General features: G+C 69.3%; 20 protein-coding genes. 11 read left to right on the top strand and 9 right to left on the bottom strand.

Annotation, left to right across the window (positions count from 1 at the left end; all coding sequences use genetic code 11):
• Positions 1-20: 20 nt before the first annotated feature.
• Positions 21-1,355 carry a hypothetical protein gene (locus IAE58_RS04945; RefSeq protein WP_199932775.1) on the top strand — a complete coding sequence of 445 codons (1,335 nt, stop codon included), beginning with the start codon at positions 21-23 and terminating at the stop codon, positions 1,353-1,355.
• A gap of 15 nt (positions 1,356-1,370) precedes the next feature.
• On the opposite strand, the gene IAE58_RS04940 is transcribed toward IAE58_RS04945, so the two are convergent.
• Complete coding sequence (locus tag IAE58_RS04940; RefSeq protein WP_199932776.1) at positions 1,371-1,874, bottom strand: hypothetical protein; 504 nt, start codon at positions 1,872-1,874, stop codon at positions 1,371-1,373.
• A gap of 237 nt (positions 1,875-2,111) precedes the next feature.
• Here IAE58_RS04940 and IAE58_RS04935 point away from each other — a divergent pair, with 237 nt between their 5' ends.
• The 4 genes from IAE58_RS04935 to IAE58_RS04920 all read left to right on the top strand — a co-directional run bounded on the left by IAE58_RS04935 (position 2,112) and on the right by IAE58_RS04920 (position 7,184).
• Complete coding sequence (locus tag IAE58_RS04935) at positions 2,112-3,173, top strand: hypothetical protein (protein WP_199932777.1); 1,062 nt, start codon at positions 2,112-2,114, stop codon at positions 3,171-3,173.
• A gap of 93 nt (positions 3,174-3,266) precedes the next feature.
• Positions 3,267-5,756, top strand: a complete 2,490-nt coding sequence (locus IAE58_RS04930; RefSeq protein WP_199932778.1) for a DEAD/DEAH box helicase — start codon at positions 3,267-3,269, stop codon at positions 5,754-5,756.
• On the top strand, positions 5,753-6,775 hold the full coding sequence (locus tag IAE58_RS04925; RefSeq protein WP_199932779.1) for a ribonuclease H-like domain-containing protein: 1,023 nt from the start codon (positions 5,753-5,755) through the stop codon (positions 6,773-6,775). The genes IAE58_RS04930 and IAE58_RS04925 overlap by 4 nt, the downstream gene beginning before the upstream one ends.
• 85 nt (positions 6,776-6,860) lie before the next feature.
• The gene (locus IAE58_RS04920) at positions 6,861-7,184 is read left to right on the top strand and encodes an I78 family peptidase inhibitor (protein WP_199932780.1); all 324 of its coding nucleotides are present in this window, start codon (positions 6,861-6,863) and stop codon (positions 7,182-7,184) included.
• An 86-nt stretch (positions 7,185-7,270) separates the two neighbouring features.
• Here the strand turns inward: IAE58_RS04920 and IAE58_RS04915 are convergent, their stop codons facing one another.
• A complete protein-coding gene (locus IAE58_RS04915) occupies positions 7,271-9,178 on the bottom strand; it encodes a M56 family metallopeptidase (RefSeq protein ID WP_199932781.1) in 1,908 nt (635 codons plus the stop codon).
• A 3-nt stretch (positions 9,179-9,181) separates the two neighbouring features.
• Positions 9,182-9,568, bottom strand: a complete 387-nt coding sequence (locus IAE58_RS04910) for a BlaI/MecI/CopY family transcriptional regulator (RefSeq protein WP_164073873.1) — start codon at positions 9,566-9,568, stop codon at positions 9,182-9,184.
• Between the two features lie 162 nt (positions 9,569-9,730).
• Here IAE58_RS04910 and IAE58_RS04905 point away from each other — a divergent pair, with 162 nt between their 5' ends.
• Positions 9,731-10,828, top strand: a complete 1,098-nt coding sequence (locus tag IAE58_RS04905) for a serine hydrolase domain-containing protein (protein ID WP_199932782.1) — start codon at positions 9,731-9,733, stop codon at positions 10,826-10,828.
• Here the strand turns inward: IAE58_RS04905 and IAE58_RS04900 are convergent.
• A complete protein-coding gene (locus IAE58_RS04900) occupies positions 10,801-11,214 on the bottom strand; it encodes a hypothetical protein (protein ID WP_199932783.1) in 414 nt (137 codons plus the stop codon). The two genes, IAE58_RS04905 and IAE58_RS04900, sit on opposite strands and share 28 nt — an antisense overlap.
• 68 nt (positions 11,215-11,282) lie before the next feature.
• The gene (locus IAE58_RS04895) at positions 11,283-12,389 is read right to left on the bottom strand and encodes an SDR family oxidoreductase (protein WP_199932784.1); all 1,107 of its coding nucleotides are present in this window, start codon (positions 12,387-12,389) and stop codon (positions 11,283-11,285) included.
• 197 nt (positions 12,390-12,586) lie between these two features.
• On the opposite strand from IAE58_RS04895, the gene IAE58_RS04890 reads away from it, so the two are divergent.
• Complete coding sequence (locus IAE58_RS04890) at positions 12,587-12,931, top strand: hypothetical protein (RefSeq protein WP_108747990.1); 345 nt, start codon at positions 12,587-12,589, stop codon at positions 12,929-12,931.
• Between the two features lie 22 nt (positions 12,932-12,953).
• Here the strand turns inward: IAE58_RS04890 and IAE58_RS04885 are convergent, their stop codons facing one another.
• On the bottom strand, positions 12,954-14,018 hold the full coding sequence (locus IAE58_RS04885) for a DNA topoisomerase IB (protein ID WP_199932785.1): 1,065 nt from the start codon (positions 14,016-14,018) through the stop codon (positions 12,954-12,956).
• A gap of 118 nt (positions 14,019-14,136) precedes the next feature.
• On the opposite strand from IAE58_RS04885, the gene IAE58_RS04880 reads away from it, so the two are divergent.
• From IAE58_RS04880 to IAE58_RS04870, 3 genes are all read left to right on the top strand, one after another.
• Positions 14,137-14,526 carry an I78 family peptidase inhibitor gene (locus IAE58_RS04880; RefSeq protein ID WP_108751744.1) on the top strand — a complete coding sequence of 130 codons (390 nt, stop codon included), beginning with the start codon at positions 14,137-14,139 and terminating at the stop codon, positions 14,524-14,526.
• A 171-nt stretch (positions 14,527-14,697) separates the two neighbouring features.
• Complete coding sequence (gene gltB, locus IAE58_RS04875) at positions 14,698-19,152, top strand: glutamate synthase large subunit (protein ID WP_199932786.1); 4,455 nt, start codon at positions 14,698-14,700, stop codon at positions 19,150-19,152.
• 28 nt (positions 19,153-19,180) lie between these two features.
• Positions 19,181-20,626 (top strand): FAD-dependent oxidoreductase, encoded by a 1,446-nt coding sequence (locus IAE58_RS04870; protein WP_199932787.1) that lies wholly within the window; start codon positions 19,181-19,183, stop codon positions 20,624-20,626.
• Here IAE58_RS04870 and IAE58_RS04865 read toward each other — a convergent pair.
• The gene (locus tag IAE58_RS04865) at positions 20,612-23,074 is read right to left on the bottom strand and encodes a response regulator (protein ID WP_325166830.1); all 2,463 of its coding nucleotides are present in this window, start codon (positions 23,072-23,074) and stop codon (positions 20,612-20,614) included. The two genes, IAE58_RS04870 and IAE58_RS04865, sit on opposite strands and share 15 nt — an antisense overlap.
• Positions 23,075-23,239: 165 nt before the next feature.
• On the opposite strand from IAE58_RS04865, the gene IAE58_RS04860 reads away from it, so the two are divergent.
• Positions 23,240-24,109, top strand: coding sequence for a methylglyoxal synthase (locus IAE58_RS04860; RefSeq protein WP_199932788.1), 870 nt, complete (start codon positions 23,240-23,242; stop codon positions 24,107-24,109).
• Between the two features lie 60 nt (positions 24,110-24,169).
• On the opposite strand, the gene IAE58_RS04855 is transcribed toward IAE58_RS04860, so the two are convergent.
• Complete coding sequence (locus IAE58_RS04855) at positions 24,170-24,949, bottom strand: SprT family zinc-dependent metalloprotease (RefSeq protein ID WP_108760841.1); 780 nt, start codon at positions 24,947-24,949, stop codon at positions 24,170-24,172.
• A 59-nt stretch (positions 24,950-25,008) separates the two neighbouring features.
• A complete protein-coding gene (locus tag IAE58_RS04850) occupies positions 25,009-25,914 on the bottom strand; it encodes a recombination-associated protein RdgC (RefSeq protein WP_108747982.1) in 906 nt (301 codons plus the stop codon).
• Positions 25,915-25,925: the final 11 nt, after the last annotated feature.

The raw sequence follows: 25,925 nt of genomic DNA, 5'->3' as shown, positions 1-25,925 counted from the left end.
GCCTGGGCCAATGAAGCTGGATGGCCGTGGCAGCGGGGCTGGTACTGGCGTCTATTGCGTTCGTGCTGTATCTGCGCAGGCACGTGGGAGCGAAGGCACTGCAGCCCGTGGTGCGCGTGCGGGGTCGGCTCAGCGCGCTGCGGTTCGCAGATCCGCACGAGAGTACCTTCAGCCACACGGTGATGCTGCTGGGCAACGACCAGCGGCTGGTCATCGACCTGGCCTGGAGGACGTCCGGGGCCATCACCCCGGGGCGCTGGCTGGAGGCCGAGGTCCGCCCGCACGACCGGCGCTTGTTGTCGCTGGGCCCGGGCTGGTCACTGAGTGCCGACGAAAGGCGGTTTCCACCGGTGCCGGTCGCCCGGCACCTGCTGATGTTCCTGGTGGCGGTGCTCTCACTGCTGCTGATGCTCTGGTCGGGTGACGGTCCGCGGATCGAGGCAGCGCGTGCGGCAGAGCTGCTCGGCCCTGCCAAGCTGCGGACGGACACGCAGCCCGGAACGCTGCTGGGGCATCCTCCCGCACCCGGCGATGGGGTGCACATCACGGTCGATGCCACCTGCGAACTGGTCACCCGGCGGCATGCCGGACAGGTGCTGGCGGTGCCCGACTGCAGCCGGCTTCGCTGGGGTGGCGCTCCGCTGCAGGTGCCCCCTCTGGCGGTTGCCGACTCCATCCTGCGCCTGGGTGCCGGGAATACCCTGCGCGTGCATTGGAAACCGGCCGACGGCATCTTCCCTGCTTACCAGCGGGTGTCGGGGCTGGATGCGCTGCGCCGCGAACTGGAGGCTGCCTGCACCGATGGTCTACGCGGCTGCGACGATCTCCGCGCACAGCTTGCGGCGCTCTCCCCGGACGACAGCGCAGTACTTCCCCGTTGGACGATCATGAACCTCAAGGACACCCTGGAAGAAGCCGCGCATGCACCTGTTCTCGCTGCGTGGGCTGCATCCACGCCCGCGCTTCTGGCCGCACAGAACGGTGGCGTCGTACTGGTCGATGCCGAGGCGAATCGGGAATCGGACACCGCAGCGTTCGCGTTTGGCGATGCCGGCGCCGCGTGGAAGACCCTGCGCGACGCAGCCACGCACGCGAAGCGGATCGCCTGGTCCGGTACCGTGCAGTCCCGCAGCACGGATGGTCGGACGCTGTGGCTGGAGGTGGACCGCACACGCCCCGCCCATGGCGCCATCGCGGGGATGGCCTACTGCATATGGCTGATCGGCGCGTCATTGCTGGCCCTGGTCCAGGGCATCCTGCTGGTCCGCGCCGTGCCCCGGGCACTCTCGCGGTCCGCCGCCTTCGCCGATGAACTCAAGCAGCGCCCTGCACCGCGTGCCTCCTGGCCGACATGATGCGCGGTGCCGCGCCTACTTCCCGGCCGAGGGATCGCAGCCGTCCTGCTGCTCGCAGAACTGTTGTGCCCGGCGTCGCTGTTCGGGAGTCAGCTCCGGCGGCGGCCGTGCGATGGCGGCCTGGATCTGGTCGGGGCCACCGGTGAGCTTGTTCAGACCGCGACCCGCCGCCAGTACGCCCTTCACCACGCCCATCATGATGTAGCCACCACCCATGCTCACCTGCTCGGGCGATGGCGGCTCGCTCCAGTCGCGACTGAAACGGTTGTCACCGAACTTCACCGGGTTCTTGAAACGGTACAGGTCCAGCGCCTCGTCCTCGGGCTTGATCGCACGTACTTCTCCCAACGTGGTGACATCGCCCTGCGGCGGCGCGGCGGCATCGGCGGCATCTGCGGCCGGCACCCCGCTCGCTGCAGGCGGGTCGATCACGGGGTCAACCTGCTGCGCGTGCGCAGTGGCGGCCAGCATCATGCCGGCCAGAAGTGCTCCCTGCAGTTCCCGTCGTGCCACAGCCATCGCCCTGTCTGGTACGTCCAATCCCCGAGGATACGCATCACGGCTTCAGATTTCGTTGGGCGCGGCGTGAACGTTCAGGGTGCATCCGATCTTGCGTTGTGCGGCACGCAACCTGCGATTTGCAACAATCGTCATTCCCATCGGTGCATCAGGCCGCCACGCTGCCGGGTTACCCACGCACGCGAGCACCATGGCCCACGTTCCGACACTCCTTCCGCTGCAGATGCGCTGCAGCTGATGTCACGCGTGGCATTGCTGGTCGGGCTGGCCTTGCTGGTGGCGATGGTCACGGCGGCCCTGCTTGAGTGGACGTCGCGCGTCCGCTGCAGAATGAACGCCCTGCGGCGAAGCAGCCCATTGCGCATGCTGGATGATCGGGAACGCGCCGCATTGGCGACGCTGCGCGTCTTGACCGGCTGCATCCACGACGACCAGGTACGCGTGCTGACCGGCGCATTCACCGGAGGGTCGCGCCGCGCCAACTACCCGGTCTGCGACGGCCAACTGGCCGGCATTCCCGTGCTGATGCCCCGCCAGGCGTGGTCACACCTCGCCGACCATAATGATGCCGAGGTGGTGATGGCCAGGCACTGGGCCGTCGTCGTGCGCCTCAATGGTTTCGAGGTGGCATCCCTCCGCCGTCCCGCCGCCGCGCGCATCCACGGTGAGCGGCGGGAGACACCGGCCGAAGTCGCGATGCGCCGCGGTCCCGGGTTGCGGCCCGCGGCACTGCCGATCACCGCCCTGGCGCTGTGGGCAGCCGTGGACCTGTCCGGCGTCGCGGCACTGTTCATGGTGCTGATTGCCGCAGGCACCGCGTGGCTGGCGTGGCCACGACGCCGCGGGCCCGCAACCACCCAGCGCGTGCTGCAGCTGCAGGGGCAGCTGCAGGCGTATCGGCAGCGTTCCGATGTCGGGCCGGTGTGGCTGCTGGGCGCCGACCGGCGCGTGCAGCTCCCGTGGGAATGGGCTGATGCCCGCGCGTTTGCCCAGCGGCGGTCGATGCGGCTGGAGGTCCGCGCCGATGATGGCGCGGTGCTGGGCGCAGGGCCGGGCTGGTGCCTGGCCCGCGATCGGCAACGCTTTCCGCCCGCTGGCGGGCTCTGGCAGCTGGCCTGGCTGAGCCTGCTGCTGTTGCTGTTGCTTGCCGGCTGGCTGGGCGATCTGCGATGGCTGCCGGTCGCGGCCGTGCTGGCAGCGTGGCATGCGCTGCGATGCATCCTGGCCATCCGCCAATCCCTCCGCCGCAACGCTGCACGCACCGCCGACATTGCGCAGCGCGCCAACCCCGGGCACTGAATGGTTCACTGCATCCCGGCACACCGTCTCACACCCTGAGACCCATCTGTGGTGCCATGTGACCCCTCGCAAACCGTCCCGGCTCCCTCCTCCATGGCCTACGAACTCGCCAAGCGCACGGCCGACGCCGAGCAGAAGCTCGCCACCCGCGACGGCCTGCCCGCGCGCGATGGCGCCCTGCTCAGTGCGCGCCTGCAGCGCCGCTACCACGACCGCATCACCGGCAGCTTCGCCATTCCCGGCCGCGAGGGCCGCTACGCGCCTGTTCCCGATTCGGTGCCGCCGGCCCTGGCCGCCGCCCTGAAGGCACGCGGCATCGAGCAGCTCTACAGCCACCAGGCCGAAGCCTGGGAGGCGAGCCAGCGCGGCGAGCACGTGGCCATCGTCACCCCCACCGCCAGCGGCAAGTCGCTGTGCTACACCCTGCCGGTGGTCAGCGCGGCCATGCAGGACAAGGCCAAGGCGCTGTACCTGTTCCCGACCAAGGCCCTGGCCCAGGACCAGGTGGCCGAGCTGCTCGAACTCAACCGCGCCGGCGACCTCGGCGTGAAGGCTTTCACCTTCGATGGCGACACCCCGGGCGATGCGCGCCAGGCCATCCGCCTGCACGGCGACATCGTGGTGTCCAACCCGGACATGCTGCACCAGGCCATCCTGCCCCACCACACCAAGTGGGCGCAGTTCTTCGAGAATCTGCGCTACATCGTTATCGACGAAGTGCACACCTACCGCGGCGTGTTCGGCAGCCACGTCACCAACGTGCTGCGCCGGCTCAAGCGCATCTGCGCGTTCTACGGCGTGCAACCGCAGTTCATCCTGTGCTCGGCCACCATCGGCAACCCGCAGGCGCATGCCGAAGCCCTCATCGAAGCCCCGGTCACCGCCATCACTGAATCCGGCGCGCCCAGCGGGCCCAAGCAGGTGCTGCTGTGGAACCCGCCGGTGATCAATCCCGACCTGGGCCTGCGCGCCTCGGCACGTTCGCAGAGCAACCGCATCGCCCGCATCGCGATCAAGTCCGGGCTGAAGACCCTGGTGTTCGCGCAGACCCGGCTGATGGTGGAAGTGCTGACCAAGTACCTGAAGGACATCTTCGACCACGACCCGCGCAAGCCGCCGCGCATCCGCGCCTACCGCGGCGGCTACCTGCCCACCGAGCGCCGCGAGACCGAACGGGCCATGCGTGCCGGCAACATCGACGGCATCGTCAGCACCTCGGCGCTGGAACTGGGCGTCGATATCGGCAGCCTGGACGTGGTCATCCTCAATGGCTACCCCGGCAGCGTGGCCGCCACCTGGCAGCGCTTCGGCCGCGCCGGTCGCCGCCAGCAGCCCGCGCTGGGGGTGATGGTGGCCAGCTCGCAGCCGCTGGACCAGTACGTGGTGCGCCATCCGGACTTCTTCGCCGAAGCCTCGCCCGAACACGCGCGCATCGCGCCGGACCAGCCGCTGATCCTGTTCGACCATATCCGCTGTGCCGCCTTCGAACTGCCGTTCCGGGTCGGCGATGGCTTCGGCCCGATCGATCCGGAGGTGTTCCTGGAAGCGCTGGCCGAAACCGAGGTCATCCACCGCGAGGGCGAGCGCTGGGAATGGATCGCCGACAGTTATCCGGCCAACGCGGTGAGCCTGCGCGCGGTGGCCGATGGCAACTTCGTGGTGGTCGACCGCAGCGATGGCCGCCAGCAGATCATCGCCGAGGTCGACTATTCCGCGGCCGCGCTCACGTTGTACGAAGGTGCGATCCACATGGTGCAGTCGACCCCGTACCAGGTGGAAACGCTGGACTGGGAGGGCCGCAAGGCCTACGTCACGCGCACCCACGTGGATTACTACACCGACAGCATCGACTTCACCAAGCTCAAGGTGCTGGACCGTTTCGATGGCGGCGTGGCCGGCCGTGGCGATTCTCACCATGGCGAAGTGCACGTGGTGCGCCGCGTGGCCGGCTTCAAGAAGATCCGCTACTACACGCACGAGAACATCGGCTACGGCCCGGTGAACCTGCCCGACCAGGAACTGCATACCACTGCGGTGTGGTGGCAGCTGCCGCAGGCGCTGCTGCTGCGCGCGTTCGCCAGCAAGCAGGATGCGCTGGATGGCTTCCTCGGCGCAGCCTACGCACTGCACATCGTCGCCACCGTGGCGGTGATGGCCGATGCGCGCGACCTGCAGAAGTCGGTCGGCAACGGCGATGGTTCGTGGTTCGCGATCGCCGACCAGACCGGCCGTGGCCAGCTGCGCGGCGGCGAGGGTGATCCCGGCATCGTCGAGCTGCTGCAGGAATTCGTGCCGACGGTGTACCTGTACGACAACTTCCCCGGCGGCGTCGGCCTCAGCGAGCCGCTGTGGCAGCGCCAGGCCGAACTGGTGCAGCGCGCGCGCGAACTGGTGCAGCGCTGCGACTGCAAAGCCGGCTGCCCGGCCTGCGTGGGCCCTGTGCTGGCCGCGCAGGAAGAGGATGACACCTCGCCGCGCGCGTTGGCGCTGCGCGTGCTCGACCTGTTCGATGCCGAGGCCTGCCAGCATGTGCGCGACGTGGTGGTGACCACGCGCGACCCGATGGAGCTGCTGGCACCGTGAGCCTGAGCCTGGACAAGCTGCGCCTGCTGCGGAAGCAGGCCGGCGACCCGAAGGCGAACGCGCCGGCCGCGCCCGAGCCACCGCCGGCAGCACCTGCCCCGGTAGCCGCCAACGATGCGCGGCAGCCTGCGGCCGAGCGCTCGGTGTTTGCCTGGGTGGAACAGGAGATCCGCCACAAACCGACCGGCGCGGCAGCACCTGCAACGGCACCGCCCGCACTGCGGCGGCCGGAGGTGGGCGGCCTGCATCGCCTGCTCGGCCTGCGCACGCGCGGCACCACCGCCCCGGTGCGGGCCAGCGCGCGGGACCGGCAGCTGCCCGGCGACGAAATCGCACCGGGCCTGTTCCTGATCGAATCACTGCAGCCGCAGGCGATTCCCGCGCAGCCGTTGTCGCTGGATTTCGCCCGCCGCGAGGGCGAGCACGTGGCCGCGCGCGACCTGCTGTTCTTCGATACCGAAACCACCGGCCTGGCTGGTGGCACCGGCACCCGCGCCTTCATGATCGGTGCCGCCGACTGGCATGCCTGCCCGCAGCGCGGCGAAGGCCTGCGCATCCGCCAGCTGCTGATGTCCACCATGGCCGCCGAGGACGCGATGCTGGCCACCTTCGCCAGCTGGCTGCAGCCGTCCACCGTGTTCTGCAGCTACAACGGCCGCAGCTACGATGCGCCGCTGCTGAAGGCCCGCTACCGGCTGGCACGGCAGCGCTGCCCGATCACCGCGTTGGACCATGTGGACCTGCTCTACCCCACCCGCCGCCGTTATCGCGGCAGCTGGGAGAACTGCAAGCTGTCCACCATCGAACGCCAACTGCTGCGCGTGGTGCGCGAGGATGACCTGCCCGGTTCGGAAGCACCGGCGGCATGGCTGCGTTACCTGCGCGGCGGCGATGCAGTGAACCTGCGCCGCGTGGCCGACCACAACCACCAGGACGTGGTGACCCTGGCCCTGCTGCTGCAGCGGCTGATCCGCGAGGAACAGCGCGAGCGCGAGACGCTGGCGCTGGTTGGGCAATAACACGGCGCGGATTCAGGCAGCGTTGACACAGCTGACACGCGCAGCGGCGACACTGCCGGTTATTCCATCCTGCGGAGTCGTGCCCATGCGTTCTTCTTCCCTGTTGCTGCTGGCCGCCATCCTGCCGTTGGCTGCCTGCAGCCACGCCGGCGGCAACAGCACCGCCGATACCGGCAGCCTGCCGGCCAAGGTGTCCGATGGCCCGCAGGAGTGCCGCCCCGAAGCGCTGGAAGCCTTCACCGGCAAGACCGCCGACGAGGCGACGATCAAGAAGCTGGTGGCCGACAGCGGCGCGCGCAACGCACGCGTGGTGAAGCCGGGCATGGCCGTCACGATGGATTTCCGCCAGGACCGCGTGACCGTGCACGTGGACGCGCAGAACAAGATCGAGCGCGCCAGCTGCGGTTGATGGGGTAGCGCCGGGCCATGCCCGGCGGGTTCCATTCGCATACGCGCCGCTGCGCTCGCCGGGCATGGCCCGGCGCTACCGCCTCGTCAGAGCTGCTGGGCCTTGCCGCTGGCCATGGCGCGGGCGATCACCTGCTTCACCTGCGCCGAGGCCTGCGCCTGCAGCTGGGCCTGGCGTTCCCCCAGTTCGGCCTGCCGGCTGCCCAGCGCGGACTGGCGCAGGCCCAGCTGGGCCTGCTGATCGGCCAGCTCGCTGATATCACGGCTGTGTGTGTCCTGCAGGTCCTGCATTGCACGACGCACTTCGGCGTCGGCTGCGCGGGCGATCGCGGCATCGTCGGTCACACCGCGTGTCGCCCTTGCCGCCTCGGCCGCAGCCTCACGGTTGATGTCGGTGGCGCGCACGGCCTTGCTGGCCGCCTGCGTCGCCACTCGGGCGATTTCACGCGCATGCACCGCCTGCTTGCGGCCCAGCTCGCCCTGTTGGCGCCCCAGCGCGCCCTGCTCGCGGCCCAGTTCACCCTGCTGCCGGCCCACTTCCGCCGACTGCGCGTAAACGCGCTGCAGCGGCTGGATCAGCGCCGGGTCACGCACGGCGTAGCGCTTGTTGCCCTCGCGGAACCACAGCACCGGGCCCTCGCGGCCGACATCGCGGCGGGCCTGCTTGATGTCGTCGATGGTGGCGCTGGCGTAGCTGCGGCCGTGGTCGATCAACACGTGGCCACGTTCCATATCGTTGCCCAGGTGCAGCTCGCCCACCGTGGTGTAGCTGTCGTCGCCATCCTCGTCGTCCACAGGGGGCGCCGGAGGTGCGGGCGGCGCAGCGGGGGCCGCCGGTGCGGCAGGCGGCGGGGGCATTACCACGTGGGCGGCGGAGGCCGGCACAGCGGGCGCGGCCGGCGGTGCAAGCGGTGCAGGCACCACCTTCGGCGGGGCGGGCGGCGCCGGCGGTGCCGGGGCGGCCACCAGACGCATCGGCGCCACGCCCACCGCAACCACCAGGGCGGTCAAGCCGATGGCGAGGATGCGCGGGCAGGCACGACGCGGCTGCAGGCTCATCAGGCGGCGCTTCAGGCTGGTGGTGCTGGGCGCGGCACTGGCCACGCCCAGATGCGGTGCCGGTGCTACGCCCAGCTGCAGCAGCAGGCGGCCATAGGCGTGGCGGCTGGCACCGTGCTGGCCGACCACCGCCGCATCCACCGCTTCCTCGCGGGCCTGGGCATATTCGCGCACGGCCATGCGCAGCAGCGGATGGAAGAAGAACAGGTGCTGCGCCAGGGCCGGCAGCAGCCCCCACTGCAGGTCACGGCGCTGCAGGTGCTGCAGTTCGTGGGTCAGCGCCAGATCCAGCGCATCGCCCTGCAGGGCATTGGCACCGGCCGGCAGCAGCAGCACCGGGCGCAGCGGACCCACCAGCTGTGGCGCGTCCACCTGTTCGCTCATCCACAGGCGCGGTGCGCGGCGGAGGCCGTGGGCGTCGGCAGCCAGCTGCAGCGCCTGCACCAGGGCAGCGTCTTCGCAGGGGTGCGAGGCGGCCAGCAGCGCGCGGCACTGGCGCCACTCACCGAAGGTGCGCCACGCCATCACCAGCACACCGGAAAGCCACAGCGCGGCCAGCGCCAGCGCCCACCAGGCCATCGGCGATACGCCGCTGCCGATCGACGCGGCGATGTCAGGGGCCTGGTTGATAGGCGCGGTGGCCAGCAGGTTCGCCGAGAGTTCCGGCGCCATCGGATGGATCGCATCGGCGGCCAGATCGGTGGCGCTCATCGCCACGTCCTGCGGCGCCGGCAGCCAGGCCAGCTGCAGCGGCTGGCTCCAGAACAGGCCCAGCACGGCCTGCAGCGACACCAGCCACCACAGGCGGCAGCGGGTGCTGGCCGACAACGACGGCAGTGCGCGGCACAGCCCATACACCAGGGCCACCAGCAGCACGGTCTGCAGACTGGTCCAGCCCAGGCGTTCCAGCAGGGAAATCAGCATCGTAGTGTCCATGGCTCAGCCCTCGTGGCGACGCGATTGGAGTTGGGCGACCAGTGCTTCCAGCTCGGCCAGCTCGTTGTCACTGACTTCCTGGCGCTGCGACAGGTAGGCCACGAACGGCGACACCGAACCCTGCAGGGTGTTGTCGACGAACTGGGCCACGGCGCCCTGCAGCACGCTCTCCGGGCCACGAGTGGCCTGGTAGCGGTAGACGCCCTCCTGCTGCTCGCGCTGAAGATACCCCTTGGCGCGCAGCCGCTCCATCATCGTCAGCACGGTGGAACGGGCCAGCCCGCGGGCCTCGCCGTAGCCACTGGCGACCTCGCCCACACTGGCCGGCGCATGTTCATCGATGTACTGCAGCAGGGCCAGCTCCTGGTCCCCGATGGTCTTGCCACGCATGACACCACTCCCTTGACTACACGTGTCGTCAATTTCTACGTGACGACAACTGTAGTCAACCCCCCGGAAGTCATGGGCCGACGAACGGTAGGGGTGGGTGATGGGCTTAAACCTTCTCCCCGCCCCACGCATCCGATCCCCGACAACCCGCCGGGAGTGCCCATGTTCCGCCCAACGCTACCCATCCTGCTCCTACTCGTTGCTGCCCTGCCTGTGGCAGCCGCTTCGCCCGGCCCTGATGCCGCCAACGAACAGGCCCGCCGCCTGATCCGCCAGACCATGCAGGACGAGCACATCCCCGGCCTGCAGGTGGCGGTGGTCAAGGACGGCCAGGTGGTGCTGTCCGAGGCCTTCGGCCTGGCCAACGTTGAAAACGGCGTCGCCGCCACGCGCAGCACGCGCTTCCCGCTGAACTCGGCCACCAAGGCCTTTACCGGCGTGGCGGCCGTGCAGCTGGCGCAGCAGGGCAAGCTGGATCTGGAAGCGCCGCTGGCGCGCTATCTCGATGCGCTGCCGGCGGCATGGCAGAACGTTCGCGTGCGCCAGCTGCTCGCGCACACCTCGGGCCTGCCGGACATCCTCGATGAGCGCGGGTTGCTGGGCGGTGGCACCGAGGCGCAGGCTTGGCAGGCCGTGACCGCGCGGCCGATGGATGCCGCACCCGGCCAGCGCTTCGCCTACAACCAGACCAACTACCTGTTGCTGGCGCGGATCATTGCGCGGCAGTCGGGCATGCCCTACGAACGCTTCCTCGCCAGCAGCCAGTTCGGCACGGTCGGCATGGACCGCACCACCTTTGGCGACAGCTACGACCTGGTACCCGATGCGGCGACGATGTACAGCTTGGCGCCGCGCGCGACTGAAGCGGCCGACACGCCGCCGCGACTGTCGCACTGGTTCTACGACGTGCCGCCCAGCCTATGGGCCGGCGGCGGCATCCTCACCACCGCCGATGACACTGCCCGCTGGCTGGCCGCGCTGGCCGACGGCCGCCTGCTGGGCGAACCCGCGCGCACGCGCATGTGGACGGCCGAGCCTCTCGCCGACGGCCGGGCCGGCCCTTGGGCCGCCGGCTGGCCGGTGCTGCAGGCGGCGCCGGACCGTCAGGTTGCCGGGATCGGCGGCGCGCGATCAGCGTTCATCGTCTACCCCGACCGCGGCGTGGCGGTGGTGGTGCTGACCAACCTGGTCGGTGCGAACCCGCAGCGGTTCATTCCGCGTATCGCCGATCTCTATGCGCCTGCTGCAACAGGGCCCTGAACACCTGCCAGCACGCGCGTCTCATCGGCCGTCTCAGCCACATGCAACACCAGTGTATGCGGCAGCTCCAGCGCAGGGTGCTGGGCAATGGCGCAGAACGCGAACACCTCCGCCAAGGTGTCGCGGTCGTGCCAGGTGGTCATCACGAAGTCCGCGCCCTCGCCCTCCAGCGATGCCAGGTCCACCGCATCATCCCAACCGCTGCACTCGATGCCCCAGGCCATCATGTAGCGGCAACCGCTGCGCACCAGCCAGTCGCTCACCCGCGCCTGCCACTCGGCCTCCACGGCGATTTCGACAGCAACAATGGCGCGGTAAGGGGAGCGGGTCCGTTCGGGCGGTATGGCGTCCGGCGGCAGCCACAGGTATTCAACGGTGCCGTCCATGCCCACCTCATCCTCTGTTCGCGCGCGCCGAGTATTGCTGCCGGCCAGCGACCGGCTCTACCGTCGGCTCAGCCGCGCGGGCCGCCCATCACCGGCAGGATCACGCCGCTGATGTAGCTGGCGCACGCGGGCGAGGCCAGGAACACATAGGCCGGCGACAGCTCTTCCGGCTGTGCGGGCCGACCCATGTCGCTGTCCTTGCCAAATTCGGCCACGTCCTGCGCCTGCTTGTCGGCGGGGTTCAAAGGGGTCCACACCGGCCCCGGCGCCACGCAGTTCACCCGGATGCCACGCGGCAGCAGCTGGCTTGCCAGCGCCTTGGTGAAGGCATGGATGGCGCCCTTGGTAGCCGAGTAATCGATCAGCGCCTTGCTGCCGAACAGGCCGGTTTCCGAGCCAGTGTTGATGATGCTGGCGCCCTCGCCAAGGTGCGGCAGCACCGCCCGCGCCATCTGAATGTAGCCGCCGATGTTGGTCTGCAGCGTCTCCTGCAGGTGCGCGTCTTCTAGGTCTTCAAGGCGCTCGCAGTGCAGCTGGAACGCCGCGTTGTTGACCAGGATGTCGATGCCGCCGAAGGCCTTGGCCACCTGCTTCACCGCCTTGTTGCAGAAGCGCGGGTCGCGCACGTCGCCGGCGATCACCACGCAGCGGCCGCCTTCGCGTTCCACATGCTGGCGGGTGATGTCCGCATCCTCGGCCTCGTCCAGATGCAGCACCGCCACATCGGCGCCCTCGCGGGCGAACAGCACCGCCACCGCGCGACCGATGCCGGAATCGCCACCGGTGATGATCGCGCGCATGCCCTGCAGCTTGCCGCTGCCCACGTAGTCGGGGGCGAGGAAGCGCGGCGCCAGCTCCAGCGCGTGTTCGTGGCCGGGCTTGGGCAGATGCTGGGCCGGCATGGTTTCCGGCTGCTTGCGCGTGCCGGCCTGGGTGGCCGTCTTCTTCGCCGCCTTCTTGGTGGCGCGCGCATCCTTGGCCTTCTCCTGGTCCTGCAGTCGCCGCTGCCGCGACGCCACGCGGGCCGCACGCGGATCACTGGCGGCGGCCTTGCGGGTGGCGGTCTTCACCACGCGCGGGCGATCGCTGTCGGCAACCGGCTTCGTCGCGGTGCTGCCTTTGCGCACTTTGGGCGATGCCTTGCGGCGGGCGGGCAATGTCTTGGTCGTGGCCATGCAGGTCTCCTCGGGAGGGAAAGGGGCCGCCAGCCGAAGGCCGGCGCTACCGGGGGCGGCGGGCGCCGCTCGTGCAGTGTCCCTACCGGGGCTGTTGGGCGCAGTGAGTGCGTTGTGTCCATCGCGTGCACGGCTTCATTCCGCCACCACGCGTGTCGTCGCACCCTGCAGCAACGACACACATCAGGAACGCCCCCATGAAGCACGCCATTGCCACCGCCGCCGTCTGCTTCGCCCTGGCTGCCTGCAGCAGCAGCCCGGTCGCCCAGATCCAGCCCATCGACGGCGTGATTTCCGGCCAGTGCCACACCGACATGGTGCGCGGCGCGGTCGGGCTGGCTGCCTCTGACATGACCGTCGAACGCGCCCGCGTGGACAGCGACAGCCTGAACGTGCAGGTCACCCGTGGCAGTCGCGAGCACAGCGGCAACACGGCCAGCGGCAATGCCGATCCGGCGGCGGGCGCGGCAAGCGAAGGCGGTGATCGCCTGACCATCGAGACTGGGCGCACCAACAACATCACCGCCATTTATTGCGGGTAACAGCCGTCGAGCAAGCTCGACGCTACGGGGCCCTCGCGCCACCCCGCCGGGCCAACCGCCGCGCCCGGCGCAGCACTTTCAGCGTGGCCTGTTCCCACTGCCGCGGGCCGCGCAGGCCGGCCAACGAGGCCAGCTCACCGCGCTCCCAGCCGGCAAACACGCACGGGTCGATATAGGCCTTGCGGCACACGGCCGGCGTGTTGCCCAGCCGGGCCGCCACCTGGCACACCACTTCGCGCTGCGCCTTGGCCAGCGCCCGCTGGCTGGCCGGTTCCGGCAGTTCGGTGGCGGCGAATGCCTGCACCGCCGCCAGCGTGCCGCCCCAGGTGCGGAAATCCTTGGCGGTGAAGTCCTCGCCCATCACCTCGCGCAGGTAGTCGTTGACCGCGCCGGAATCGACCGGCTGCACGACATCGTCGTCGTCGCGGTACTGGAACAGCGCCTGCCCCGGCAGCTGCTGCACGCCGCGCACCAGGGTGCCAAGCCGGCGGTCGCCCACGGTTACCTCATGCAGCTGCCCGGATTTGCCACGGAAGCGCATGCGCACGCGGCCGCCGCGCAGCAGGTCCAGGTGGCGGTTGCGCAGCGTGGTCAGGCCAAAGGATTTGTTCTCCTTGGCGTAGGTTTCATTGCCCACCCGCACCAGGGTATCGGCCAGCAGCGCGACCACCACCGCCAGCACCTTCTCGCGCGGGTAACCACGCTGCTTGAGGTCTCGGCTGAGTCTGCGGCGCAGGGCAGGCAGCGCTTCGCCGAAGGCGATGATGCGGTCGAATTTGCCCGAATCACGCATTGCCGCCCACTCGGCGTGATAGCGGTACTGCTTGCGCCCACGCGCATCGCGGCCGGTGGCCTGCAGGTGGCCGTTGGCATGGGCGCAGATCCACACCGCGGTGTAGGCCGGCGGAATGGCCAGCGCGCGGATGCGCTGCAGCGTGGCGGCGTCGCGCAGCGCGTGGCCGTCTGCATCGCGGTAGCTGAAACCCTTGCCTGCGCGGCGCCGGCTGATGCCCGGCTGGGTGTCGTCAACATAGCGCAGGCCGGCGGCGCGTGCGGCCTGGCGTTCGGGGGTGGGGGCGTTGGGCATGGCTGGCAGCATGGCCAGCGCCGTGCAGCCGACGCGTCAATAACGCAAGACAAACACGTGAGGGTGGGTTCGCGGCTATGCTCGGGGCATACCCTTCCATCCCTTTCTGGAGTCCTTGATGTCGTTTCCGATCCGCGCCCGATCCCTGTCCGCCCTGCTGCTGCCGGCCGTGCTGGCCTTGACCGCCTGCCAGGCGCCGTCGATGGACGAGCAGGATGCGGCGACCGCCCATGCCCAGCAGGCCGCCGAAGCGGCCAAGGCCCCGGCCGATGAAGCCGGCAAGGCCACCGAAGCGCCGCCGGCCGGCACCTGCGATGCCAGCCAGGTGCAGAGCCTGGTCGGCCAGGCCTACACCGATGCGGTGGGCAAGCAGGCCCAGGAAGATGCTGGCGCCAGCCAGGTGCGCGTGCTCAAGCCCAACGACGTGGCCACCATGGAATTCCTGGGTGATCGCCTGAATGTGGAAGTGGACGCCAAGGACGTGGTGAGCGGCGTTCGCTGCGGCTGAAAACCCCTGCGCTGGCAGGCACTTGCCAGCGCTTTGGTTGCACGCGCAACCGTGTGTTGCGGCGTTGCAGCAACTGTGATCTAGTCGAGGCATCCGGTGGCCTCACGATGCGCTCCAGGGAATGAGCGGGCACGAGTGTCCCCGCTCATTTCATTTCGCATCGAGGTAGAGATGGCCCCCCGCAACCGCCAAGGGCTTTACGACCCGCGCTCCGAGCGCGATGCCTGTGGATTCGGCATGGTCGCCCAGCTCGACGACCAGCCTTCGCGTCTGCTGGTCGACACCGCCATTGCCGCGCTCTCGCGCATGACCCACCGCGGCGGCGTCGCCGCTGACGGCCTGACCGGCGACGGCTGCGGCCTGCTGTTGCGGCGCCCCGATGCCTTCCTGAAACTGCTGGCCAGCGAGGCCGGCATCGCCATCGGCGCACGCTTCACTGCTGGCCTGGTGTTCCTGCCGCACGATGAAGCTGCCGCCCAGGCCTGCCGCGCGCAGCTGCAGCAGCAGATCGAAGCGGTGGGCTGCAAGGTGGCGGGCTGGCGCCTGGTGCCAACCGACGACAGCGTGTGCGGCCAGCTGGCGCGTGACACCCTGCCGCGCATCGAACAGGTGTTCGTCGATGCCGGTGTCGGCCAGGATGATGCCGGCTTCGCGCTGGCCCTGTTCTTGGCCCGCCGCCGCAGCGAACAGCAGCTGCGCGAGCACGCCGATTTCTACGTCACCACGCTCACCCCGAACGCGATCAGCTACAAGGGCATGGTGCTGCCGGACAAGCTCAGCCGCTTCTACACCGATCTGCAGCGGCGCGAACTGGCGTCCAGCGCGATCGTGTTCCACCAGCGCTTCTCCACCAACACGCTGCCGCGCTGGCCGCTGGCACACCCGTTCCGCATGCTCGCCCACAACGGCGAGATCAACACCATCGAAGGCAACCGGCGCTGGGCGCAGGCGCGCAGCAAGGTGTGGAAGACCCCGCGCTTCGATATCGCCGAGTTCGATCCGGTCATTTCCATGCACGGCTCGGATTCGCAGAGCCTGGACAACATGCTGGAACTGATGGTGTCCGGTGGCATGGAGCTGATCCAGGCGCTGCGCATCCTGGTGCCGCCGGCCACCCAGTCGCTGGAATTCAAGGACCCGGACCTGGCCGCGTTCTACGAGTTCTACGGTCTGAACAGCGAGCCGTGGGACGGCCCGGCCGGCATCGTTGCCTGCGACAGCCGCTATGCGGTCTGTACCCTGGACCGCAACGGCCTGCGCCCGGCGCGCTGGATGCTGACCGCCGACCGCCACTTCCTGGTCGCTTCCGAAGCCGGTGTGTGGGAAGTGCCCACCGAACGGGTGGTACGCAAGGGCAAGCTGGGGCCGGGCGAAATGATCGCCATCGACCTCAAGCGCGGCGACCTGCTCGATTCGGAAGCCATCGACCGCATCAACCGCGGCCGCGCGCCGTACAAGCAATGGCTGCAGCAGGGCGTGACCTACCTGCAGACCGAACTGATCGATCCGTCGCTGGTGGAAGAACCCTTCGACGAACGCACCCTGCGCAGCTACCACAAGCTGTACCAGCTCAGCAGCGAAGAAGTGGAGCAGGTGCTGCGGCCGCTGGCCGAAACCGAGCAGGAAGCCACCGGCTCGATGGGCGATGACACGCCAATGGCGGTGCTGAGCCAGCGCAGCCGCCCGCTTTACGACTACTTCCGCCAGGCCTTCGCGCAGGTCACCAACCCGCCCATCGATCCGCTGCGCGAAGACTGCGCCATGTCCCTGTCCACCCAGCTCGGCAAGGAGACCAACATCTTCCATGCCGGCCCGGAGACGGTGAACCACGTCATCCTGAATTCGCCGGTGCTGAGCCAGCGCAAGCTGCGCCAGCTGCTGAAGATGGACCAGTACGTGCAGGCCAACCGCCTGCTGGATCTGTCCTACAGCGAAGACGAGGGCCTGCGCGCGGGCATCGAACGCATCTGCAGCGAAGCCGAACAGGCCGCCCGCGAGGGCATGGTGATGTTGCTGCTGTCCGACCGCTACCCGGTGGCCGGGCGGCCGATGGTGCATGCGCTGCTGGCCACCAGTGCCATCCACCACCACCTCTCGCGCCTGGGCCTGCGCTGCGACGTCAACCTGATCGTCGAAACCGGCACCGCGCGCGACCCGCACCACATGGCCTGCCTGCTCGGCTTCGGCGCCACCGCGGTGTACCCGTACCTGGCCTACCAGACCCTGTTCGACCTGGGCCGGCGCGGCATCCTCAAGCTCAGCAAGGGCGGCGAGCAGTCGCAGATCGGCCGCCGCTACCGCAAGGGCGTCTACAAGGGCCTGTCGAAGATCATTTCGAAGATGGGCATCTGTACCGTGGCCAGTTACCGCGGCGCGCAGTTGTTCGAGATCATCGGCCTGGAACCGGACGTGGTCGAGCTGTGCTTCCCCGATACCGCCTCGCGTATCGGCGGCGCCGGCTTCGCGCGCCTGGACGCCGACGCCCGCGAACTGTGCGCGCAGGCCTGGGATGCACAGCAGGGCGTGGATGTAGGTGGCCTGCTGAAGTACGTACACGGCGGCGAGTACCACATGTACAACCCGGACGTGGTGACCACCCTGCAGCGCGCGGCGCGCAGCGGTGACCCGCGTGCTTGGCAGCAGTACTGCGATGCCGTGCATGCACGGCCGCCGTCGGCACTGCGCGACCTGCTGGAACTGGTACCGGCCGCTACGCCGACGCCGCTGGACGAGGTGGCCGCGGCCAGCGAACTGTTCCCGCGCTTCGATACCGCTGCCATCAGCCTGGGTGCGCTCTCGCCCGAGGCACACGAAGCGCTGGCCATCGCCATGAACCGCCTCGGCGGCCGCAGCAATTCCGGCGAAGGTGGCGAAGATCCCGCGCGCTACGGCACGCAACGTCGCAGCAAGATCAAGCAGGTGGCCTCGGGCCGCTTCGGCGTCACCGCCGAATACCTGGTCAATGCCGAGGTGCTGCAGATCAAGGTCGCTCAGGGCGCCAAGCCCGGCGAAGGCGGCCAGTTGCCCGGGCACAAGGTCAATGAACTGATCGCGCGGCTGCGCTACGCCAAGCCGGGCATCGGCCTGATCTCGCCGCCGCCGCACCACGACATCTATTCCATCGAAGACCTGGCCCAGCTGATCTACGACCTGAAGCAGGTGAACCCCACCGCGCTGGTGTCGGTGAAGCTGGTCAGCCATGCCGGCGTGGGCACGATTGCGGCCGGCGTGGTCAAGGCCGGCGCCGACCTGATCACCATTTCCGGCCATGACGGCGGCACCGGCGCATCGCCGGTCAGCTCGATCCGCTATGCCGGCGTGCCGTGGGAACTGGGCGTGGCCGAAGCGCACCAGGCGCTGCTGGCCAACGACCTGCGCGGGCGCACCCTGCTGCAGACCGACGGTGGCCTGAAGACCGGCCTGGACGTGGTGAAGGCCGCACTGCTGGGTGCGGACAGCTTCGGCTTCGGCACCGCGCCGATGATCGTGCTGGGCTGCAAGTACCTGCGCATCTGCCACCTGAACAACTGCGCCACCGGCGTGGCCACCCAGGATGACCGCCTGCGCGAAAACCACTTCACCGGCCAGCCCGAGCGCGTGGAGAACTTCTTCCGCCTGCTGGCCGAGGAAGTGCGTGGCTGGCTGTCCTACCTGGGCGCGCGTTCGCTGGAAGAGATCGTCGGCCGCACCGACCTGCTGCGGCAGATCGACGCGGCACCGCGCGAGGGCGTGCGCGTGGACCTGTCGCGCCTGCTGGCCGATGCCCGCTACGAGGGCAGCCATTGCGCCGCCCAGCGCCTGTACGAATCGCCGGACAGCCTGGCCACGCAGATGGACGGCCTGCTGGCCCAGGCCATCGAAGAGAAGCGCGGCGGCGAACACCGCTTCCTGATCCACAACACCGACCGCAGCATCGGCACCCGGCTGGCCGGCGCGGTGGCACGCGTGCACGGCAACCAGGGCATGGCCGAATCGCCGCTGGAACTGCGCTTCCGCGGCAGTGCCGGGCAGAGCTTCGGTGCGTTCAACGTTGGCGGCCTGCATCTGGAAGTGGAAGGCGAAGCCAACGACTACGTGGGCAAGGGCATGGCCGGCGGCCGCCTGGTGGTGCGCCCGCCGCGCGGCGCGCGCTTCGAGGCACGCAGCACCGCCATCATCGGCAACACCTGCCTGTACGGCGCCACCGGCGGCGAGCTGTTTGCCGCTGGCCGCGCGGGCGAGCGCTTCGCCGTGCGCAATTCCGGCGCGCTGGCGGTGGTGGAAGGGGCCGGTGATCACTGCTGCGAATACATGACCGACGGCGTGGTGCTGGTGCTGGGCAAGGTCGGCCTGAACTTCGGCGCCGGCTTCACCGGTGGCCTGGCCTACGTGCTGGACGTGGACCGCGATTTCGTCGACCGCTACAACCACGAGCTGATCGACATCCACCGCGTGTCCGCCGAGGGCTTCGAGAACTACCGCCAGCACCTGCACCGCCTGATCGGCCGCCACCGCGAGCTGACCGGCAGCATCTGGGCGCAGCAGATCATGGACGAGTTCCGCGATTACATCGGCAAGTTCTGGCTGGTCAAACCCAAGGCCGCCAGCATCGAGTCGCTGACCGAAACCCTGCGCCGCGCCGCCTGAGCGCGCGCACTGCACTGCCGAGACGATCATGAGCCGCAAGCACGCTTTCCAGTTCCTCGACCTGCCCCGCACCATGCCGCAGCGCATTCCCGTGGAACTGCGCACCTCCGGCGACTGGGGTGAGCTGTACGGAAAATTCGGCAAGGAAGACGCCCAGTACCAGGCCGGCCGCTGCCTGGACTGTGGCAACCCGTACTGCAGCTGGAAGTGCCCGGTGCACAACGCCATTCCGCAGTGGCTGCAGCTGGTGCAGGAAAACCGCATCCACGAAGCGGCCACGCTGTGCCACAGCACCAACCCGCTGCCGGAAGTGTGTGGCCGGGTGTGCCCGCAGGACCGCCTGTGCGAAGGCAGCTGCACGCTGGAGGAATTCGGCGCGGTCACCATTGGCGCGGTCGAGAAGTACATCGTCGATACCGCGCTGGCCACCGGCTGGCGCCCCGATCTGGAAGCGGTGCAGCCCACCGGCCACAGCGTGGCGGTGATCGGCGCCGGTCCGGCCGGCCTGGCCTGCGCCGACCGCCTGGCCCGCGCCGGCATTGCCGCGGTGGTCTATGACCGCTACGAGCAGATTGGTGGCCTGCTGCAGTTCGGTATTCCCAGCTTCAAGCTGGACAAGGATGTGATCCACCGCCGTCGCGAAGTGCTGGAGGGCATGGGCGTGCAGTTCCGGCTGGGCGTGGAGATCGGCCGCGACATCAGCATGCAGCAGCTGCTGGACAGCCATGACGCGGTGTTCGTCGGCACCGGTGCGTACCGCTACACCGACGGCGGCCTGGTCGGCCAGGACCTGAAGGGCGTGCTGCCGGCGCTGCCGTTCCTGGTGCAGAACAGCCGCATTGTCAGCGGCGATGACCCCAAGGGCCGGCCGATCGCCGGCTGGGAAGACACCATTGCCCTGCCCGACCTGAACGGCAAGCGCGTGGTCGTGCTGGGCGGCGGCGATACCGGCATGGACTGCGTGCGCAGTGCCGTGCGCCTGGGCGCGGCCAAGGTCACCTGTGCCTACCGTCGAGATGAAGCGAACATGCCGGGCAGCGCGCGCGAAGTGGCCAATGCGCGCGAGGAGGGCGTGCGCTTCCTGTTCAACCGCCAGCCGCTGTCGATCGAAGCCGGTGCCGACGATGAAGTGATCGGCGTGACCGTGGTCGAAACCCGCCTGGGCGAACCCGATGCCAATGGCCGCCAGAACGCGGTGCCGATCGACGGCAGCGAATCGCTGCTGGAGGCCGACGTGGTGATCATCGCCTTCGGCTTCTCGCCCACGCTGCCCCCGTGGCTGGCAGAACACGGCGTGGAAAGCCAGGGCAATGGCCGCATTGTCGCCGGTGGCAAGCAGCGCCTGCCGTACCAGACGGCGCACCCGCGCCTGTTCGCCGGTGGCGACGCGGTGCGCGGTGCCGACCTGGTGGTGACCGCCGTGGCCGAAGGGCGCGATGCGGCCGCCAGCATTGTGCGGCTACTGGCCAGCTGAGACCGTCGTGCCCGGCTGAAGCGGCGTGGCCAGCAGGTCGGCCACGGCCGCGTGCAGGTCGTGCGCCGCCACCGGCTTGGCCAGGAAGCGGTCCATGCCGGCGTCGTGGCAGGCCTGGCGGGTACTGGCCAGCACGCTGGCACTGAGCGCGATGATCGGCACCCGCGCCGCACCCGGGCGCGGGTCGGCACGGATCGCGCGGGCCAGCGCGAAACCATCCATGCCCGGCATCTGGCAGTCGGTGACGACCAGCGCGAACGACTGCGCCTGCCAGGCCTTCCAGGCCTGCGCACCATCGGCCACGGCCTGCACCCGCAGCCCATGACCGCGTAGACGGTTCACCAACAGCTGGCGGTTGGTGGGATGGTCCTCGGCCACCAGCACATCGACGCTGGGCAGCCGCTGCGACGGCCCCGGGCGCGCCGGTACCGGTAGTGCGGCGGGCGGCACGCAGGCCGGCAGCCACAGGTCCAGCCACAGCGTGCTGCCCTGCCCCACGCGGCTGCGCAGTTGCAGCTGGCCGCCCATGGTGGCAGCCAGCTCGTGGCAGATCGCCAGGCCCAGACCGCTGCCGCCGAACCGGCGCGTGGTGGACGCTTCGGCCTGGGTATAGGCATTGAACACCGCCCGCTGCCGAGCGGGGCTGATGCCAACCCCGGTGTCGGCCACCTGCAGCCGCACATGCTGGCCATCGCCCTGCTGCGGCGATGTCTGCGGCAGCACCTGCACGTGCAGTTCCACGCCACCGTGCAGGGTGAACTTCAGCGCGTTGCCGACAAGATTCATCAGGATCTGGCGCAGGCGCAGTGCATCCACCCACGAACCGGGCTGCAGGGCAGGATCCACTTCGCAGCGCAGGTACAGGCCCTTGCTGGCGGCCAGCGGCGCCAGCAGCCGCTGCACGCCCAGCAGCAGGGCGCGCAGGTCGGTGGGCTGGGGCGCCAGCGCCGCCGCTTGCGGCTGCAGGCGCTGGCTGTCCAGCACGTCATCCAGGATCTGCCGCAGCATCGTGGCGGCCTCGTCCAGGCTGCACAGCGCCTGCTGCTGGCGACTATCAAGCGCGGTGCTGCCCAGTTGTTCCAGCAGACCCAGCAGGGTGCTCATCGGCGTGCGGATCTGGTGGCTCATCGTGGCCAGGAAATGGGTCTTGGCCAGCGCGCCCTGTTCGGCCTCCTGGCGTGCATCCTCCAAGGCACGCGCCCGGTCGTGGGCGTCGGTCACGTCCATCCAGTAGCCGGTCCATTCCATGTCGCCGGTCTGCTCGCCATGCACGGCCACCGGCTGCGCACGCGAACGCACCCAACGCCAACCATGCCGGCCGCGGCTGCGGAAGCTGACATCGATCGGGCCACGCACCAGGGCGGCGGCATCGACATGTGCCAGCACCCGCGCACGGTCATCCGGATGCACGGCGGCCATCAGCTGCGCATGATCGATGCGCGCGGTATCCACGCTGACCCCGAACAAGGCATGCACATCGCCGGCAATGTGCGGCACGCTGTACACGCCGCTGCTGCTGCGTCGGGCGCGGAACACCACCGCAGGCAGGCTGGCGGTGACATCCAGCAGACGCTGTTCCAGCCGCTGCCGTTGCAACCCCTCGCGGTGCAGGCGCCAGAACCCGTAGGCGTGCACCAGCGCCAAGGCCATTGCAGCCAGCAGCGTCGGTACCAGCCAGCGCAGCGCACGCTGCGGCGGCGACCGCGCCTGGGCCTGCAACGGCGTCCAGCGCGCCAGCGCCTCGGCCTGCGCGGCAGGCGACGGTTCCTGCAGCAGCGGTGCATGGCGGGCCAGCCGCGCTGCGCATTCGGGCACGGTGGCCATGACCAGCGCATCGCTGAAGCCGGCCGGTGCAGCCACCCGCAGCACATCGCCGTAGAACTGCAGTGCAGCGCTGGCTTCGGCCAGGTTCACCACCACCGCATCCACGCGCCCTTCCACCAGCAGATCGAAGGCCTTGTCCACCGGCGCGGGGGGCAGCAGCAGGGCATACGGGGCTTGTTCGTGCAGGTGCCGGGCCAGCGGTTGCCGTTCGGGGCTGGCGACCGTAGCGCCCTGCAGGTCGCCCAGCCCCAGGACCGGACGCGCGCCACGCAGGCGCACGATCACCTGCGGCACCTGCAGGTAGCTGTGGCTGCTGACCCATCCCGCCGGCACCTGCGCACGCGGCCAGCCCAGGATGGCCTGGGTACCGGCGGGCAGCTGGCCTGCGGACAGCGCGGCGGCCGGCACCGGCCTGGCCTGCATGCTGGGATCGTGCTGCTGCAGGGCCTGCAGATACGTGGCCAGCACGCCGGCGGGCTGGCCCTGATGCACCATCGACAGGGGCGGACGATCGGTCGGATAGGCCACTGACCAAGGCCCCTGGCACGCGTCCTTGGCGTAGGCGGCGGGCATCGCGGCCAGCATGGCCAGCATGGCCCGGGCCGCACGGCCGGCAACGATCACGTTGGCATCCTCTCTGGCGCGGGCAAGCAGGCAGCGAAACTGCTCGGTGCCCTGCCGTCACGCTAGCGACTCGGGTCGGCACAACAATGAGGAAACTTGCAAAAGCCGCTCTAGCGCGCCAATCACGACATACACTGCCGCTTCTACCATCTGCTGGAATCCATGATGCGCATCGGCCTGGCCGCCAACCGTCTGCACCACCATGATCCCCGTGCGGCGCTGTTCCGCTGGTTGCGCGCCAGCGAAGCGGGCCTGCGCCAGCTGGGCGTGTCGCTGCATGCGGTGGGCCGCACCCACGATGCGATCGAGCGGCATGGCTTCCTGGCCAGTTACGAAGGCCTGCGCCGCTATCCGTACGGTCGCCAGGGTGGACTGATGAAGCTGGTGGCGGAAGTGGTCGGCATGGGCGGCGATCGCGTGCTGGATGGCGCCATCTACCTGATCGATCCGGTCGATCCGTCCTCGGTGTTTCCCGAAGCCACCGCCTTGAAGCGGCAGTGCGTGATCCACGGCAAGCCCTTCATTTCCACGGTGGCCACGGCGCGCGACTGGGTGGAAGTGGAACGCGTGCATGCCGGTCTGGCCGCCGACCCGGGCGCCGATGACCTGCATGCCTTCGGCCAGCAGACGCTGGCGCTGATTGCCCACGATGCGATGAAGCCGGCCATGCTCGCCTTCGCCGATGCGCACTTCGATGTGCTGGCACGGTTCGGCGAGCGGGTGGCCACCGGCACCACCGGCCAGCGCTTGAACGAGCTGGCGTGGAGCCGCGGCTGGCCATCGGATACGCCCTGGGTGACCCGCTACCAGAGCGGGCCGATGGGCGGTGATGCGCAGATTGCCGACCGGGTACTGGAGGGTCTGTGCCAGCGCGCGATCTTCTTCGAGGACCCGCACGTGGCACGCCAGCACGAAGCCGACATCCAGCTGCTGGAGCGCGCCGTCACCACCGTGACCGACCAGGCGGTGTGCATCACCGCACCGCAGGTGGCCGCCCGTTGGGCGACCGCAGCCGCAAGGCGCACAGCCCCGTAGAGTCGAGCTTGCTCGACTGAGCGCGATGCTTTAACCAAGAGCCGTCGAGCAAGCTCGACGCTACAGCAGCTGGCGCAGCATGGCCTTCAACCGGCGGCCTTCCAGCTGGAAGTAATCGCGCTGCTCGCGCCAGGCCGGGAAGCGCTGTTCCACTTCCTGCCAGAACGCCGGCGAGTGGTTGGCCTGGATCAGGTGGCAGAGCTCGTGCACCAGCACGTACTCGAACGCCGCCGGCCGGCCCAGCACCAGCGCCAGGTCCAGCGCCATGCTGCCATCGGGGGCCAGCGAGCCCCATTGCGAGGACATCACCTTCAGCCGCACGCGGCTGGGCGCGCGCGGCAGGCCCGGCAGGTACTTCGGCAGCCAGCGGCCGACATCGGCGCGGGTCTGGGCCTCGTAGAACTCGCGCAGCAGGCGCCGCAGCGTGGCATCGCCGGCACGGGTCGGCCACTGCACGCAGGCGCCGTGTTCGTCGATCTCCAGCCGGGCGTAGCGGCCTTCCTGCCAGCGCACCGGCAGCAGCTCGCCGCGCAGCGGCAGCTCGCCGGGCTCACCCGGCTGCAGCGGCGCCGGCAGGCCGTTGTCCTGGTAGACGCGCAGTTGCAGCGCCAACCAGTCGCGGTGCTGTTCCAAGAAGCGCTCACCCATCACCAGGCTGGCGCGCGGCGGCAGGGTCAGGCGCGCGCCACGCTCGTCCACGCTCAGCTTGATGCGGCGGGCGCGCGGGTCGCGCACGCGCAGCACCTCGATCTCGGCATCTTCCAGGCGCAGGCGCACGGTATCGCGCTGCACGGTGGCGGGCGGGGTCGTGCCGATCAGGCGGCGCAGCAGGCGGCTCATGTGTCCAGCATAGCGCCGTGCGCGGCCGCCGGATGACCGGCGGCCGACGGGGTGCCTGTTCAGTCAGCCTTGCTGAGCTTGAAGGCCTCTTCCAGCAGCAGGAACAGGCGGCGGATCTCGGCGCTCTGCAGGGCGAAGCGGGCGTCGAACTCGGCGCGGCGGCCGTCTTCGTCTGCGTGCTCCAGCTGGTCAAGGGCACCGTCGAGGAACTTCAGCTTGCGCACGATCAGATCGTCGCCGATCACGAAGGACAGGTTGTCTTCGAAGATCAGCGCCAGCTTGGTGACCTGCTTGCCGGCATCCAGGTGCTTGTCGATCTCGTCGCAGCGCAGTTCCTGGTGCTGGCACTTCACCACCGCGCCGCCTTCCACCGGGTCCTTCATCTCGCACTCTTCGCCCAGGCTCAGGCCGGTGGGCAGCGGTTCGCCGGCAATCCAGCCGGTCAGGATCGAGCGCGGCGCCACTTCGGCGTTCAGCGGCATGGCCGGGAAGCTGCCCAGCAGGCCGCGGATGTCGGACATGAAGTATTCGCCGGTCTTGCGGCTGGACGTATCCACGACCACGTAGCCGTGCTGCAGGTCGATGAACGCGTCATTGCGCGAGGACTTCACAAAGGCGCGCGGCAGCAGTTCGTGCAGCAGGTCGTCCTTCATGCGCTTGCGCTCGCGACCACCCGGGCGGCGGCCTTCCTTCTCTTCGATCTCTTCCAGCTTGCGCTCCAGCAGATCGTTCACCACCGCCGCCGGCAGGATCTTGTCTTCGCCACCCACGGTCAGCCACAGGTGGTCGGCGATGCGGTGCGACAGCTGTTCCTTCTCCTCGCGGCCAAACGGCGAGATGAAGCCACGCGAGTTCATTTCCAGCGCGCCCACCGGCTTGAGCAGGGCGTGCGGCAACAGGGTATCGACTTCGGAAAAATCAGTGGCGGTCGGGAAGCGGAAGAACGTCAGGTTGCGAAAGAACATGGAATTCCGGA

Origin of the sequence: Stenotrophomonas sp. S49 (assembly GCF_016624905.1) — a bacterium.
In the GTDB taxonomy this organism is placed as follows: domain Bacteria; phylum Pseudomonadota; class Gammaproteobacteria; order Xanthomonadales; family Xanthomonadaceae; genus Stenotrophomonas.
This window is presented reverse-complemented; position numbering and strand designations above follow the sequence as displayed.

What these genes read in the sequence shown, in the direction of transcription:
- IAE58_RS04945 (WP_199932775.1), top strand. Translation starts at nt 21, where the DNA reads ATGGCCGTGGCAGCGGGGCTGGTACTGGCGTCTATTGCGTTCGTGCTG.
- IAE58_RS04940 (WP_199932776.1), bottom strand. Translation starts at nt 1,874, where the DNA reads ATGGCTGTGGCACGACGGGAACTGCAGGGAGCACTTCTGGCCGGCATG.
- IAE58_RS04935 (WP_199932777.1), top strand. Translation starts at nt 2,112, where the DNA reads ATGTCACGCGTGGCATTGCTGGTCGGGCTGGCCTTGCTGGTGGCGATG.
- IAE58_RS04930 (WP_199932778.1), top strand. Translation starts at nt 3,267, where the DNA reads ATGGCCTACGAACTCGCCAAGCGCACGGCCGACGCCGAGCAGAAGCTC.
- IAE58_RS04920 (WP_199932780.1), top strand. Translation starts at nt 6,861, where the DNA reads ATGCGTTCTTCTTCCCTGTTGCTGCTGGCCGCCATCCTGCCGTTGGCT.
- IAE58_RS04915 (WP_199932781.1), bottom strand. Translation starts at nt 9,178, where the DNA reads ATGGACACTACGATGCTGATTTCCCTGCTGGAACGCCTGGGCTGGACC.
- IAE58_RS04910 (WP_164073873.1), bottom strand. Translation starts at nt 9,568, where the DNA reads ATGCGTGGCAAGACCATCGGGGACCAGGAGCTGGCCCTGCTGCAGTAC.
- IAE58_RS04905 (WP_199932782.1), top strand. Translation starts at nt 9,731, where the DNA reads ATGTTCCGCCCAACGCTACCCATCCTGCTCCTACTCGTTGCTGCCCTG.
- IAE58_RS04900 (WP_199932783.1), bottom strand. Translation starts at nt 11,214, where the DNA reads ATGGACGGCACCGTTGAATACCTGTGGCTGCCGCCGGACGCCATACCG.
- IAE58_RS04895 (WP_199932784.1), bottom strand. Translation starts at nt 12,389, where the DNA reads ATGGCCACGACCAAGACATTGCCCGCCCGCCGCAAGGCATCGCCCAAA.
- IAE58_RS04890 (WP_108747990.1), top strand. Translation starts at nt 12,587, where the DNA reads ATGAAGCACGCCATTGCCACCGCCGCCGTCTGCTTCGCCCTGGCTGCC.
- IAE58_RS04885 (WP_199932785.1), bottom strand. Translation starts at nt 14,018, where the DNA reads ATGCCCAACGCCCCCACCCCCGAACGCCAGGCCGCACGCGCCGCCGGC.
- IAE58_RS04880 (WP_108751744.1), top strand. Translation starts at nt 14,137, where the DNA reads ATGTCGTTTCCGATCCGCGCCCGATCCCTGTCCGCCCTGCTGCTGCCG.
- gltB (WP_199932786.1), top strand. Translation starts at nt 14,698, where the DNA reads ATGGCCCCCCGCAACCGCCAAGGGCTTTACGACCCGCGCTCCGAGCGC.
- IAE58_RS04870 (WP_199932787.1), top strand. Translation starts at nt 19,181, where the DNA reads ATGAGCCGCAAGCACGCTTTCCAGTTCCTCGACCTGCCCCGCACCATG.
- IAE58_RS04860 (WP_199932788.1), top strand. Translation starts at nt 23,240, where the DNA reads ATGCGCATCGGCCTGGCCGCCAACCGTCTGCACCACCATGATCCCCGT.
- IAE58_RS04855 (WP_108760841.1), bottom strand. Translation starts at nt 24,949, where the DNA reads ATGAGCCGCCTGCTGCGCCGCCTGATCGGCACGACCCCGCCCGCCACC.
- IAE58_RS04850 (WP_108747982.1), bottom strand. Translation starts at nt 25,914, where the DNA reads ATGTTCTTTCGCAACCTGACGTTCTTCCGCTTCCCGACCGCCACTGAT.